Below are 14,234 nucleotides of genomic sequence, written 5' to 3'. Positions count from 1 at the left end.
CTCGAGAACCTGTCCTATCCTTATCGCACTTTCCGCTCTTTCGATCTCGACGTCCTGTTACTCCCGGGGCTTGTCGTCCCGCCTCCATGAATCCTGGTTGGAGGTCGGCCGCGGTCTAGGCGAAGGCAGGCTCGATGTCTCGACAACCTTCACCCGTGCGGCCTACCGCACCCACCAGGAGTTTTGCATGCATCTCTCCCCCTCCCGAATGGCCCGCACCACGGCCCTTCTTGTGGCCATGGGCGCCGCGCTCCACGCGGCCGGCGATGGCGGCATCACCGTCACAGTGACCAACACCGCCGGTGCGCCCGTCCCCGGGGCCACGGTCATCATCTCCAGCCCCACCCAGATCGGCGGCGCCCGCACCGAAGTCGCTGACCATGATGGAAAGGCCCGCTTCCTGCGCCTCATCCCCGGCAGGTTCCGGGTCCTGGTCACGGCCAAGGAATACCAGACGGCGACCATCGAGAAGGTGGATGTGCTCGTGGACCAGACCCAGAGCGTGAACGCCCGTCTGGCGCCTCTGGGCGCGGCGGTGGTCGAGGTGGTCAGCAGCATCAGCGCCGTGGACGTCACCACCGTCACGGCCGGCACTCAGCTCACCCAGGAGGAACTGACCAGCCTGCCCGTGGCCCGCAACCAGATGGCCACCATCAACCTGGCCCCCGGCGTTGTCAGCGTCGGCGGCAACCCCTCACTGGCCGCCGGACTCAACCGAGACAACTTCGGCAACAACGGCGCACGCAACAACACCTACCTCATCGATGGCATCGATGTGACCAGCCCGGAATCGGGCCTTTACCGCACGACCATCGCCCCCGAGCTGGTGGCCGCCCAGGACATCAAGACTGGGGCCATCACGGCCGAGTACACGGCCCGCGCCGGCCTGTTCTCCAACACCACCACCATCTCCGGGTCCAACGACTGGAGCGGCGGCATCAACTACTACCACCGCTCGTCGGATTGGTGGAACTCGGTGGGTCGCTATCGCCTGGCCGTCGTGCCTTCCCAGCTGAACGACACCACGGTCTACTTCTCCGGTCCCATCCTGAAGGACAAGCTGTGGATCGTCGCCTCGGGCCAGAAAGTCAAGGAGGACGGCACCGCCAAGGTAGACCCCTCCGCGACTCTGACCCCCGGCGAGACGCGGAGCACCGTCATCAACGACGAGTCCCGCTACTTCTTCAAGCTAACCTGGGCCATCGCCCCGGGCCACACGGTGGTGGGCGGCTTCAACCGCAATCCCAGCACCTTCGACAACCTTGCGAGCCCCCTCGTCGTGTCCAGCCAGGCCACCCGGACCGAGCGTGGCGGCAACAACTACAACCTGTCCTACACGTGGCAGGAATCCAAGTTCATCCTCGATGCCCGCTTCCTTCGGCATGAAGAGGCGGACACCACCCAGGCCCTCCGCGCCGACCTCGGTCCCCAGATCATTCTGGAATCCAATGTCGCCATCCCCTCCATCCAGAGGACTTTCGGCGGCGGCTCCGCCGGCACCGCCCGCAAGTACCAGGTGGACAACGGCCGCGTGGACTTCACGTATCTCTTCGAGGCCGCCGGCAGCCACACCCTCAAGATGGGCATCCAGAAGGGCAAATCAGAGCTCACGCAGACCATCTTCATCGTCAACGGCACCTGGTACGACAACCTGACCGCCTCGCAGAACGCCGCGGCCACGGGGAGCAACGGCCCGACCTTCAACCTGGTCGACCAGGGCGTCGCCGCCACCTCGACGACCCCCAAGATCCCGCCCTACGGGGGCTATGTGCCCGGGACCGGGAGCCGCCTCCTCACGGCCATCAACAGCGGCAACTACAACTCGGTCCGCACCGCGCTTGATTCGAACGGCGACGGCGTCGTTTCCGCGAGCGAGCTGGATGCCTATCAATTCAATGAGCTCTTCGACCCCGCCCGCCCGTACCTCGGCTACTACGGCTACCGCCGCAACCTGGCCAGCAAGGCCACCTCGTCTCCCCGCATGGAGACCCAGGGCGGCTACATCCAGGATCAGTGGCAGATCGGTACCTGGACCTTCAGCCCCGGCGTCCGCTTCGATTCCTACGAATACAAGGCGGACAATGGCCAGTCCCTCTTCAAGACCGGCGCGAACTGGGCACCCCGTCTCGGCGTCACCTGGGACGTGAAGGGCAACGGCCGCACCAAGGCCTACGCCTACTTCGGCCGCTACATCGACCCCATCAAGCTGGACATGGTGCGCTTCACTGGGAGCCTCACCAGCTCGGTCCAGACCGAGGACATCCGCCTTGCCGGCGTGTGGGTCACCGAGAACACGCGAGGCGGCAGCAAGACGGTAGACGCCGTGTTCGCGGATTCCTTCAAGCTGCCCAAGACCGATGAATTCCGACTGGGCTTCGCCCAGGACTTCGGCAATGCCTGGACCGCGGAAGCCACCTACACCTACCGCCGCGACTACGACATCGTCGAGGACTGGGATCCCACCCTCTACACAAGCGCGGACCGGCTGGAAGCCGAGGCCCGGTCCTTGTACGGGCTGTACACGGCCAATCCCACGACCGGCAAGCTCGATGTGCCCATTCCCTATTCCCAGCTGACTTCCGCGCAGCTCAAAGCCGTGAATCGCTTCCGTTCCCTGGCCATCGACCCGAACTACTTCGCGGGCGGCGGCTACTCAGGCGCCCAGAATGTGGCCCGCGTGAATGGCGGCACTCTGAACTTCGTGCTCGCCAACCTGCCCGGCGGCTTCCGCTACTACAACACGGTGGACTTGACGGTTACCCGCCGTCTCCAGGATCACTGGGGCGGCTTCGCCACCTTCAGCCGCATCCGGGCCACGGGCAACTCCAACAGCTCAGGCAACGCCGACTACCAGGGCGATCTGGCCCGTTTCGACCCGCGGCTGGGCTACAACAACGGCAGCCTCGAAGGCTCCCTCGACTGGATGGGCAAGGCGTACGCCTACTACAAGTGGGACTCCGGCTTCCTCATCGGCGCCACCTACAACGTGGTCTCCGGCTATCACTACAGCGACGGGCAGGTCTTCTCCAGCCGCCTGCTGCTGCTCGCTCCTAAGGACCCGGCCATGGTCGACACCGAGACCCTCGGCAAGAACATGAGCCCCCGCTACGACACGATGGATGTCCACCTCCAGTACGACTTCAAGGTCTGGCAGAAGACCAAGGGCTCGGTCTCCCTGGATGTGTTCAACTTCTTCAACCGGCAGCTGGCCACCGACGTGGCCGCGGCCCAGAACTTCCCCTTCAGCGGCCTCAGCGTGGGCCAGGCCTACGCCTGGATTCCGCCCCGCCGCTGGAACGTGGGCGTGAAGTTCTCCTTCTAGCCCGGATCTCCAATCCGCAAAGCTCGGCCCCCGGAAGGGGGCCGAGCCATGTACCGCCGCCCCGGGAATGGCGCCGTCAGTCCTTCGGCACCCACTGGATGTCGGGCACGCCGGCGGTGGCGTTCTCGGCGCGGGCGAGGGCGAAGAGCCAGTCGCTGAGTCGGTTCAGGTAGGCCAGGACAGCGGGGTTCAGCGGCTCCTCGTGGGTGAGGGCCACCACCTCGCGCTCGGCCCGGCGGCAGACCGTGCGGGCCAGGTGGGCGTGGGCCGAGGCGGACGTGCCTCCAGGCAGCACGAAGGCCGTCATGGGCGGCGCCAGGGCGGTCAGGCGGTCGATGTCCGCCTCCATGTCCGCCAGGGCCCAGGTGGGGGTGCTCATGCGAGCGCCCAGCAGCTCCTGGCGGTTGGCCGGCGTGGCGAGGATGGCCCCCAGCACGAAGAGATCGTGCTGGATGCGCTGCAGGGTCTCCTGCGTGGCGCAGGGAGCCGTGGCGTGGAGCAGCAGCAGGCCCATGACGCTGTTCAGCTCGTCCAGTGTGCCGTAGGCCACCAGCCGCAGATGGGACTTGCTGACCCGCTCCCCCCCGAAGAGACCCGAGGAGCCGTCATCGCCGGTGCGTGTGTAGAGCTTCATGACTGGACCCCAAAAAACAGGACAGGATGAACAGGATTTTGAAGGATGAACAGGATTCAAAAACAAATGACGGAAGCAACATCAGAACTGTTTTTCTTCATTCATCCTGTTAATCCATCTTTCCATCCTGTTAATCCTGTCCGCGACTTTCGCCGATGCGGGTCGGCGCCTACGCCCCGCCACGGGCGCGGCTCCAGGCCACAGTATCCATCCGCCAGTCCGCCAGGTCGGCCAGGCCGGCGGCATCCAGGATGCCGCGGTGTTCGGCTTCCTCGGACAGCACCTGGAAGGAGCCGAGCACCTCGAACGGAATGTGAGCCGAGGCGAAGGCCTGTTCCGCCTGGGGCAGGCCGTAGCTGAAGAGGGCCAGCACCGCCGGCACCTCCGCGCCCTCGGCCCGAAGTGCGTCCGCGCACTTGAGGCTGGACATGCCCGTGGAGATCAGGTCCTCGATGAGCACCGCGCGGTGTCCCTTGGCCAGGGGGCCCTCCACCTGACGACCCATGCCGTGGTTCTTGGGCGTGGGGCGTACGTAGGCCATGGGCAGGCCCAGGCGGTCCGCCACCATGGCCGCCCAGGGCACGCCTGCGGTGGCGGCGCCGGCCACGAGCGTGGGGGTGAAGCTGGCGGCCCGCTCCGCCAGGGCCGCCACGATCTGGCCGCGGGCCTCGGGAAAGCCCAGGAGCTGGCGGTTGTCGCAGTAGATGGGCGCCTTCAGGCCGCTGGCCCAGGTGAAGGGGTCCAGGGGCTGGAGGCGCACCGCGCCGGCGTCCAGCAGGCAGGCGGCGAGGTCTCGGGGCGAGAGCGACATCAGAGCTCCAGGTCGGCCACGGGCTGCTTGGACATGTAGCGCTCGGCCCCGTCTGGGAAGAGCGTCACCACCCGGGAACCGGCGGGCAGGGTATTCGCATACTCGCGGGCCGCCCAGGCATTGGCGCCGGCGGAGGCGCCCACCAGGCAGCCCTCGGTGGCGATGAGCTCCCGGGCCGTGGCCAGGCTGTCGGCGTCCGCCACGTCGATGATCCGGTCGGCGATGGAAAGGTCGAGGCTGGCGGGAATGAAGCCGTTGCCCACGCCCTCCACCACCCACTCGCCCACGGGAGCGCCGCAGTAGACTGAGCCCACGGGCTGCACCACCACGGCCTTGAGGGCGGGGTTCTTCTCCTTGAGGTAGCGGGCGATGCCTGTGAAGGTGCCGCCGCTGCCGGCGCCCAGCACCACGGCGTCCACGCGGCCCTCCATCTGCTGCCAGATCTCGGGGCCCGTGGTGGCGTAGTGGCTGTCGGGGTTGCTGGGGTTGTCGAACTGCTGGGGCACGAAGGCGTGGGGAATGCTCGCCGCCAGCTCCTGGCACTTGGCGATGGCGCCCTTCATGCCCTGCTCCTTGGGGATGAGCACCAGCTCCGCCCCCAGGGCCTTCATGAGCATCATCTTCTCCCGGCTGTACTTCGTCGGCACGCAGAGGATGCAGCGGTAGCCCAGGGCCTTGGCGGCGATGGCCAGGCCCACGCCGGTGTTCCCGGCGGTGGGCTCGATGATGGTGCTCACGCCGGGCTTGATCTGGCCGAGCGCCTCCGCGGCCTTGATCATCCCCACGCCGATGCGGTCCTTCACGCTGCCGCCGGGGTTCAGGTACTCGAGCTTGGAGAAGAGCTGGAGGCCCGGCGCGAAGCGGGTCAGGCGCAGCAGGGGGGTGTTCCCCACCAGGTCAAGGACGGTATCGACGACGGAAGGGAGGGTCTTGGTCACGGGATCAGCCTTTCACCACGATGCTCACGAGCTTGCCGCCCGGAGGAAGAACCACTTTCACGATCTCCTTGCCCGCCAGGTGGGGCTGGGCCTCGGCGCAGGCCAGGGCGGCCTCGCGGCGCTGCGCCTCGCCGGCGTGGGCCGGCACGGTGATGCGGCCGCGCACTTTGCCGTTCACCTGCACCACCACCAGCACCTCGTCGGCCTCCAGGAAGGCCGGGTCAGCCTCGGGCCAGGCCGCCTGCATGCAGAGGCCCGCCTTCCCGAGCTGATTCCAGAGCTGCTCGGCCAGGTGGGGCGCCACGGGCGACATCATGCGCACGAAGGCGTCGAGGGCGTGTTGCATGACGGCCCGGCGGTGCGGCGCGTCCGCGGGCAGGTCACCCAGGGCGTTGGACAGCTCCATGAGGCCCGACACCACGGTGTTGAACTGGTAGCGTCGCTCCAGGTCGTCCGTGAGCCGGGCAATGGTCTGGTTGAGCTTGATGAGGAGGGTCTTCTCCGCAGGGGCGAGCTGATCCTTGGCCGGCATAGCATCCGCGGTCACCTCGTGGTCTTCCACCATGCGCGTGACGCGCTTGAGGAAGCGGCTGGCGCCTTCGATGCCCTCGAAGCCCGTCCAGTCGATCTCCTTCTCGATGGGGGCGGCGAAGATCATGAAGAGGCGCAGGGCGTCCGCACCGTATTTGGAGATCACCTCGTCGGGATCGACGATGTTGCCCTTGGACTTGCTCATCTTCGAGCCGTCCTTCAGCACCATGCCCTGGCAGATGAGCTTCTGGAAAGGCTCAGGGCCGCTGGCCAGGCCCAGGTCGCGCAGCACCTTGTAGAAGAAGCGGGCGTAGATGAGGTGCATGGTGGCATGCTCGATGCCGCCCACATACAGGTCCACGGGCATCCAGGCGTCGCTCTCGGCCTTGGCGAAGGGCAGCTCCGTGTTCCTGGGATCCAGGTAGCGAAGCCAGTACCAGCTCGAGTCCACGAAGGTGTCCATGGTGTCGGTCTCGCGCTTGGCCGGCTTGCCACAGCTTGGACACGTCGTGTCCAAGAAGGAGGAAGACGTCGTCAGGGGCGAGGGACCAACGCCGGTGAAGGCCACATCCTCGGGCAGACGCACAGGGAGGTTCTCGGGCTTCTCGGGAACGACCCCGCAGGCCGAGCAGTGTACCGTCGGGATGGGCGTGCCCCAGTAGCGCTGGCGACTGAGGCCCCAGTCCTTGAGCTTGTAGGTGGTGGTCTTCTCGGCGCGGGCGCCGAGCTTGGCGATCATGGCCGCGACGGCATCCTCGCTCTTCATGCCCGTGAACTCGCCGCTGTTCACCAGGGTGCCGAGGTCCCATTCGCTTTCCGATTCGATGACCTGGGGAATGGGCAGGCCGTACTTCTTCGCGAAGTCGTGGTCGCGTTCGTCGTGGGCGGGCACGCCCATGACGGCCCCGGTGCCGTAGTCCATGAGCACGTAGTTGGCAGCGAAGACCGGGACCTTCTCGCCCGTGAACGGGTGGATGGCGGAAAGCGACGTGCGGTGGCCCAGCTTCACATCGCTGGTGAGGCGCTCCTCGCGGCTCACCGAGGCCACCTGATCGCAGAAGGCCTTCAGCGCCGCATCGGTCTCGGCGGCCTTTTCGATGGCGGGATGCTCGGTGCTGAGGGCCATGAAGGTGACGCCGAAGAGCGTGTCCAGGCGCGTGGTGAAGACCTCTATCCGGCCATCGCCTTCGAGGTCGAAGGCCAGGCGCGCGCCCTCGGAGCGGCCGATCCAGTTGCGCTGCATCGTCTTCACGTTCTCGGGCCAGTCCAGGCCGTCCAGGCACTCGAGCAGCTCGTCCGCGTACTTCGTGGTCTTGAAGAAATACTGCTCCAGGGGCTTCTGCACGACGGGGAACCCCGTACGTTCGTCCTTGCCGTCCACCACCTGCTCGTTGGCCAGCACGGTGCCCAGCTCCTCGCACCAGTTCACGGTGCGCATGGCGCGGAACACGTCGCCCGCCTCCCACATCTTGAGGAAGAGCCACTGGTTCCAGCGGTAGTAGTCGTCCTGGAAGCTGGCGATCTCACGGTCCCAGTCGTAGCTGATGCCCATCTTCTGGATCTGGCCCTTCATCTCCTCGATGTTCTTGCGAGTCCAGATGGCGGGGTGAATGCCGTGCTTGATGGCAGCGTTCTCCGCCGGCAGGCCGAAGCTGTCCCAGCCGAGCGGATGCATGACCTCGCAGCCCCGCATGCGGCGGAAGCGGGCCGTGACGTCGCCCAGGGTGTAGTTCCGCACGTGGCCCATGTGGATGCGGCCGCTGGGGTAGGGCAGCATCACCAGCATGTAGAAGGTCTTCGACCCGGGCAGCAGCTCCGAGGCCCGCTTGGCGCGGAAGGCGCCGGACTCGAGCCAGCGGCGCTGGATCTCGGGTTCCTGGGTCAGGGGCTGGAAGGGCATGGCGAAACTCCGCTAGAACCCTTGATTCTACAAGGAAACCCTCCTGCCTCCAGCCACGGCTTGCCGCAGGCAGGACAACCGCTTCATCTCACGGAATTCCCCACCTGGATCTGGAATCAGGGCAGGATACTTGCCCACGGAGGCTCCATGGACCCGCTGGCCAAGGCGCTCGATTCCCATCTGGAGGCGCTCCTGCCGGAGCTGGAGGCCATCTACAAGGACCTGCACAGCCATCCGGAGCTGTCCATGCAGGAGGTGCGCACGGCGAGACGGGCGGCCGCGCACCTTGCCGAGCAAGGCTTCGAGGTGACATCCGGGGTGGGCGGCACGGGCGTGGTGGGCCTCCTGCACAACGGGCCTGGGCCCACGGTGATGCTGCGGGCGGACATGGACGCCCTGCCAGTCACAGAAGCCACCGGCCTGCCCTACGCGAGCACGGCCCGGGCCACGAACGACGAAGGCGCGGACGTGGGGGTCTCGCACGCTTGCGGCCACGACCTGCACGTGACCTGGCTCATGGGCGCGACCCAAGTGCTCAGCCAGCACCGGGACCTTTGGAGGGGGACCCTCCTGGCCGTGTTCCAGCCCGGCGAGGAGGTCGGCCGCGGCGCCCAGGGCATGGTGGACGACGGCATGACCACGCGCTTCCCCCGGCCCGACGTCATCCTGGGCCAGCACGTGATGGTGGGAGCGGCCGGCACCGTGGGCACCCGCAGCGGCACCATCCTTTCCGCCGGGGACAGCCTCCAGGTCCGGCTCTTCGGGCGGGGCTCCCACGGCTCCCAGCCCCAGACGTCCATCGACCCGGTGGTCATGGCGGCCTCCACGGTCCTGCGCCTTCAGACCATCGTCTCCCGTGAGGTGGGGCCGCTGGACAGCGCGGTGCTGACCATCGGCTCGCTCCAGGCCGGCACCAAGGAGAACATCATCCCCGAGGACGCCACCCTCAAGCTGAACATCCGCACCTACGACGAGGGCGTCCGCGACCATGTCCTGTCCGCGGTGAAACGGATCTGCTGCGCGGAGTGCGCGGCCTCGAACGCGCCGCGGGAGCCTGAGTTCACCCCCCTGAACAGCTATCCCATGACCGTGAACGACGCCGCCGCCACGGCCCGGGTGACGAAGGCCTTCCAGGCCCAGTTCGGCGAGCGGGCCTACGAGACGGCGCCCGCCGCCGCCAGCGAGGACTTCAGCCTCTTCGGCCGTGCCTGGAAGACGCCCTACGTGTTCTGGATCGTGGGCGGCACCGATCCTGAGGTCTACGCCGAGGCGAAAGCCGAGGGACAGGTCAACCGCATCCCCAGCAACCACTCCTCCCGGTTCGCCCCGGTGCTGCATCCCACCCTGAAGACCGGACTCCAGGCCATGCTGGCGGCCGCCGGGGCCTGGCTCTGTGATGGGGAGTCCGCCGACCATGCCTGAGCATGCGATCTTCGAGTTCCTCGACCTGGGGGGCATCTTCGTCTTCGCCATCAGCGGCGCGGCCGCGGCTCGGGAACGGGACCTGGATCTGTTCGGCATCGTGGCCCTGGCCTTCGTCACCGCCTGCGGTGGGGGCATCGTGCGCGACCTCTGCCTGGGCGCGCTGCCCCCCGTGGGCCTGGCGGACTGGCGCTACCTGGCCTGCGCCACCCTGGGCGCCCTGGCCACCATCGGCGCCTACAGCTGGGTGCGGCGCCTGCGCTACCCCGTGCTCCTCTTCGATGCGCTGGGCATGGCCATGTTCGCCGTGGCCGGCACCCAGAAGGCGCTGGGAATGGGCCGCAACGCCGAGACCGCTATCCTCCTGGGAATGATGACTGCCGTGGGCGGGGGCATCCTCCGCGACATGCTGCTCAACCGGGTGGCCGTGGTGCTGGAGCGCGAGATCTACGCCTCCGCGGCCCTGCTGGGCGCCCTGTTGGTGGTGCTGGCGCACCACTTCCACGGAGGCCCGGCCTGGGCCACCTGGCCCGGCCTCCTGGCCTGCTTCGGGTTGCGCTACCTGTCGCTGCGGTTCGGGTGGAACATGCCCCGCTTCGGCCGGCGGACTGCCTGAGCGGGCCTACGTCCGGGCTTTGCCCATGAGGTTCAGGGCCGAGCCCGCCTTGAACCAGGCGATCTGGCCCTCGTTGAAGGTGTGGTTCAGGGTGATCCGGTCTTCGGTTCCATCCGCGTGCGACGCCACCAGGGTGAGGGGCTGGCCGGGCGAGAAGGCGGTGAGGCCCTGGATGGCGAGGCGGTCGTCCTCCTGGAGCTTGTCGTAGTCCTGGGGGTCCGCGAAGGTGAGGGGCAGCATGCCCTGCTTCTTGAGGTTGGTCTCGTGGATGCGGGCGAAGCTCTTCACGATGATGGCGCGACCGCCCAGGTGCCGCGGCTCCATGGCCGCGTGCTCGCGGCTGGAGCCCTCGCCGTAGTTCTCGTCGCCGATGACCACCCAGCCGCCCATTTCTCCGCGTTCGGCCGCGGCCTTGTAGGCCCGGGCCACCTTGGGCACCTCGTCGGTGTCGCCGGTGAGCAGGTTCTTCACGCGGTTGACGGAGCCGTTGAAGGCGTTGGTGGCGCCGATGAGGAGGTTGTTGCTGATGTTGTCCAAGTGCCCCCGGAAGCGCAGCCAGGGTCCGGCGGCGGAGATGTGGTCGGTGGTGCACTTGCCCTGGGCCTTGATGAGGATGCGCAGGTCCGCCAGATCCTTCCCTTCCCAGGCCTTGAAGGGCTCCAGCTTCTGGAGGCGCTGGCTGGCGGGATCAATCTTCACCTCGACGCGGTGACGGTCCGCGGGGGGCGCCTGGTAGGTGGCCTGGCCGGGGTCGTAGCCCTTCTTCGGGAGGCTGTCGCCGCTGGGCGGCTGGAGCTTGAAGGGCTTGCCATCCGCGCCCGTGAGCGTGTCCGTCTCGGGGTTGAAGGTGAGGCGGCCCGCCAGGGCGAAGGCCGTGACGATCTCCGGCGAGGCCACAAAGGCGCAGGTCTCGGGGTTGGCGTCGTTCCGCGCGGCGAAGTTCCGGTTGAAGCTCGTGATGATGGAGTTCCGCTCGCCCTTCTGGATGTCGTGGCGCTTCCACTGGCCGATGCAGGGCCCGCAGGCGTTGGCCAGCACGGTCCCGCCCACCTGCGTGAAGACGGCCATCTGCCCGTCGCGCTCGATGGTGGCTCGGATCTGTTCGCTGCCCGGTGTGATGGTGAAGGTGGATCTGGCCTTCACGCCGTGGTCCAGGGCCTGCCGCGCCACGCTGGCGGCCCGCTCCATGTCCTCGTAGCTCGAGTTGGTGCAGCTGCCGATGAGGCCCACCTTCAGCTCCTCGGGATAGCCCTTCTCCTTCACGGCCGCCGCGAACTTGGACAGTGGCCAGGCCAGGTCCGGCGTGAAGGGGCCGTTGATGTGGGGTTCCAGGGTGCTGAGGTCGATCTCCACCACCTGGTCGTACTGACAGCCCTCGTCGGCCCGCAGGTGCTCAGCGAAGCCCTCGGCCAGCGCCGCAAGCTCGCCTCGGCCCGTGGCCCGCAGGTAGTCGGCCATGCGGTGGTTGAAGGGGAAGAGGCTGGTGGTGGCTCCGATCTCGGCGCCCATGTTGCAGATGGTGCCCATGCCCGTGCAGGAGATGGCGTCCACGCCGGGGCCGAAGTACTCCACGATGGCGCCGGTGCCGCCTTTCACCGTGAGGATGCCCGCCAGCCTGAGGATGACGTCCTTGGGGGAGGTCCATCCGCGGAAGGCGCCGGTCAGCTTCACGCCGATGAGCTTGGGCGCCTTCAGCTCCCAGGGCAGGCCGGCCATGACGTCCACGGCGTCCGCCCCGCCCACGCCGATGGCCACCATGCCCAGGCCGCCCGCATTGGGCGTGTGCGAGTCCGTGCCGATCATGAGGCCGCCGGGGAAGGCGTAATTCTCCAACACCACCTGGTGGATGATGCCGCTGCCGGGGCGCCAGAAGCCCAGGCCGTACTTGTCGCACACGGACGACAGGAAGTCGTAGACCTCCTGGTTCTCGGTGTTGGCCCGCACCAGGTCCGGCCCGGAGCCCACCTCGGCCTGGATCAGGTGGTCGCAGTGGACCGTGGAAGGCACCGCCACCTCGGGCAGGCCCGAGGTCATGAACTGGAGGAGGGCCATCTGGGCCGTGGCATCTTGCATGGCCACGCGGTCCGGGCGCAGCTCCAGGTAGCTCTTCCCCCGGACGATCTCGGCCGCCTCTGGATCCTCGAGGTGGCCGTAGACGATCTTCTCGGCCAGGGAGAGGGGCCGGTTCAGCCGCCGGCGCACCACCGCCAGGCGGGCGGCCATGCGGTCGTAGACGGCCTTCGCGAACGTGGGGGTGGATTCGATCTGCGCCATGGCGGAATCCTCCGGGGCCAGTAGTGTAGTCCTTCCACCTGGGAGGTCACGCGGTTTCGAGCGGATCTCCCGGTGCCTCGGCCGACGGCTGAAGGAAGCTGAACGCATATGCGAGTCCCACCACCGCCACACAGCCGACCACGTTGTACCAGAGGAAGGAGATGGAGGTGAACGCGAAGCAGAGCAGGACGGCGGCCTCGGCCGCCAGGGCCGCGTAGAACGCCGTGCCGCCGCGGGCCCGCTTCACGTAGAAGGCCGTGATGAAGATGCCCAGGATGGTGCCGTAGAACAGCGACCCGAGGATGTTCACGGCCTCGATGAGGGAGCCGAGGCGGGCCGCGTATTCGGCGAAGGCCATGCCGAAGCAGCCCCAGGCGAACGTGGCGGCGCGGCCCACCCACACCTCGCGCACGCCACGACTGCCGCCGATGAGGCGGCGCCAGAAGTCCACCACCGTGGTCGCGCCCAGGGCGCTGATCTCCCCCGACATGGAGGACATGGAGCCCGAGAACACGGCGGCGAGCACCAGGCCCACCAGGCCGGCGGGCAGGCTGCTCAGCACGTAGGCGAGGAAGATGTAGTTGACGTCGCTGGGGCGGGTGCCCGGATTGGCCTTCTCGATGAGGGCCAGCCCCTTCTGCCGTACCGCCTCGCTCTCCGCCTGCGCCTGCTGGAGCTGCCGTTTGGCGGCGGCGATCGCCCCTGCCTCCCCGGCGTGCCGGGCGGCCACGAAGGCCTCGGCCCGCTGGCGCTGCAGGTCCCTGGCCTTCGCGTAGTCGGTCTCGAGGGCCCGGTAGGCCGGGCCCTCCGGGCCCGCCAGGGCCTGCTTCACGGGCCCCGGGTTGAAGAAGAGCGGCGGCGCGTGGAACTGGTAGAAGGCGAAGACCATCACGCCCAGCAGCAGAATGAGGAACTGCAGCGGCACCTTCACCATGCCGTTCAGCAGGAGCCCGAGGCGCCCCTGGGTGAGCGAGCTGCCCGCGAGGTAGCGCTGCACCTGGGACTGGTCTGTGCCGAAATAGGAAAGCATGAGGAAGAAGCCTCCGATGAGCCCCGACCACAGGTTGTAGCGGTTGTTCAGGTCGAAGCGCAGATCGACGGCGTTCAACCGCCCAAGGCCTCCCGCCACATGCAAGGCGTCGCCGAGGCTCACATGGGCGGGCAGGCGGTGGACGGTCATCACGCCCGCCAGGATCATCCCGAAGGCGATGATCACCATCTGCGAGCTGTGGGCCCAGGCCACGGCCCGGGTGCCGCCCGCCACCGTGTAGGTCATGACCAGCACGCCCACCAACAGGATGTTGGCATGGATGCTCCAGCCCAGCAGCACCGAGAGGACCAGGGCCGGGGCGAAGATCGTGATGCCGACCGAGAGGCTGCGCTGGATCAGGAAGAGGCCGGCGGCGAGGAGCCGGGTCTTCAGGTCGAAGCGGGCCTCGAGGATCTCGTAGGCGGTGGAGACCTTCAGGCGGTGGTAGAGCGGAAGCGCCGTCATCGACAGCACGATGGCGGCCAGCGGCAGGCCAAAGTAGAACTGCACGAACCGCATGCCGTCCACGTAGGCCAGGCCCGGCGTGGAGAGGAAGGTGATGGCGCTCATCTGCGTCGCGATGATCGAAAGGCCGATGAGCCACCAGCGATGATCGCGCCCGCCGCCGATGTAGGCTTCGCCCGAGGTGGCGCCACGGCCCTTGTAGAGGCCCCAGCACACGACGACCAGCAGGGCGCCGCCGAGAACGAGCCAGTCGAGCCGGCTCACGAGAAGGCCCAGGCGAGGAGGCGGAGG

Annotated in this window: 9 protein-coding genes; 3 read left to right on the top strand and 6 right to left on the bottom strand. The window is 67.6% G+C overall.

The window, feature by feature from the left end:
* Window positions 1-187: 187 nt before the first annotated feature.
* Window positions 188-3,322 carry a TonB-dependent receptor gene (locus tag ML539_RS08820; RefSeq protein ID WP_243322634.1) on the top strand — a complete coding sequence of 1,045 codons (3,135 nt, stop codon included), beginning with the start codon at window positions 188-190 and terminating at the stop codon, window positions 3,320-3,322.
* Window positions 3,323-3,398: 76 nt separating this feature from the next.
* On the opposite strand, the gene ML539_RS08815 is transcribed toward ML539_RS08820, so the two are convergent.
* The 4 genes from ML539_RS08815 to leuS all read right to left on the bottom strand — a co-directional run bounded on the left by ML539_RS08815 (window position 3,399) and on the right by leuS (window position 8,136).
* The gene (locus ML539_RS08815) at window positions 3,399-3,956 is read right to left on the bottom strand and encodes a cob(I)yrinic acid a,c-diamide adenosyltransferase (RefSeq protein ID WP_243322631.1); all 558 of its coding nucleotides are present in this window, start codon (window positions 3,954-3,956) and stop codon (window positions 3,399-3,401) included.
* A gap of 169 nt (window positions 3,957-4,125) precedes the next feature.
* Window positions 4,126-4,767 carry an orotate phosphoribosyltransferase gene (gene pyrE / locus ML539_RS08810; RefSeq protein WP_243322629.1) on the bottom strand — a complete coding sequence of 214 codons (642 nt, stop codon included), beginning with the start codon at window positions 4,765-4,767 and terminating at the stop codon, window positions 4,126-4,128.
* Window positions 4,767-5,705 carry a cysteine synthase family protein gene (locus ML539_RS08805; protein ID WP_243322627.1) on the bottom strand — a complete coding sequence of 313 codons (939 nt, stop codon included), beginning with the start codon at window positions 5,703-5,705 and terminating at the stop codon, window positions 4,767-4,769. The genes pyrE and ML539_RS08805 overlap by 1 nt, the downstream gene beginning before the upstream one ends.
* A gap of 4 nt (window positions 5,706-5,709) precedes the next feature.
* Window positions 5,710-8,136: a leucine--tRNA ligase gene (leuS, locus tag ML539_RS08800; protein ID WP_243322624.1), complete on the bottom strand. Its 2,427-nt coding sequence runs from the start codon at window positions 8,134-8,136 to the stop codon at window positions 5,710-5,712.
* A gap of 147 nt (window positions 8,137-8,283) precedes the next feature.
* Here leuS and ML539_RS08795 point away from each other — a divergent pair, with 147 nt between their 5' ends.
* Complete coding sequence (locus ML539_RS08795) at window positions 8,284-9,558, top strand: amidohydrolase (protein WP_243322622.1); 1,275 nt, start codon at window positions 8,284-8,286, stop codon at window positions 9,556-9,558.
* Complete coding sequence (locus ML539_RS08790) at window positions 9,551-10,174, top strand: trimeric intracellular cation channel family protein (protein ID WP_243322620.1); 624 nt, start codon at window positions 9,551-9,553, stop codon at window positions 10,172-10,174. Before ML539_RS08795 ends, ML539_RS08790 begins: the two co-directional genes overlap by 8 nt.
* A gap of 6 nt (window positions 10,175-10,180) precedes the next feature.
* On the opposite strand, the gene ML539_RS08785 is transcribed toward ML539_RS08790, so the two are convergent.
* Both ML539_RS08785 and ML539_RS08780 read right to left on the bottom strand, forming a co-directional pair.
* Window positions 10,181-12,448 carry an aconitate hydratase gene (locus ML539_RS08785; protein WP_243322618.1) on the bottom strand — a complete coding sequence of 756 codons (2,268 nt, stop codon included), beginning with the start codon at window positions 12,446-12,448 and terminating at the stop codon, window positions 10,181-10,183.
* Between the two features lie 46 nt (window positions 12,449-12,494).
* Window positions 12,495-14,207 carry a sodium:solute symporter gene (locus tag ML539_RS08780; protein WP_243322617.1) on the bottom strand — a complete coding sequence of 571 codons (1,713 nt, stop codon included), beginning with the start codon at window positions 14,205-14,207 and terminating at the stop codon, window positions 12,495-12,497.
* Window positions 14,208-14,234 lie beyond the last annotated feature (27 nt).

The organism is Geothrix sp. SG200, from assembly GCF_022808935.1.
Taxonomy (GTDB): domain Bacteria; phylum Acidobacteriota; class Holophagae; order Holophagales; family Holophagaceae; genus Geothrix; species Geothrix alkalitolerans.
The sequence above is the reverse complement of the archived record's forward strand: the minus strand, read 5'-3'. Positions and strand labels throughout refer to the sequence as shown.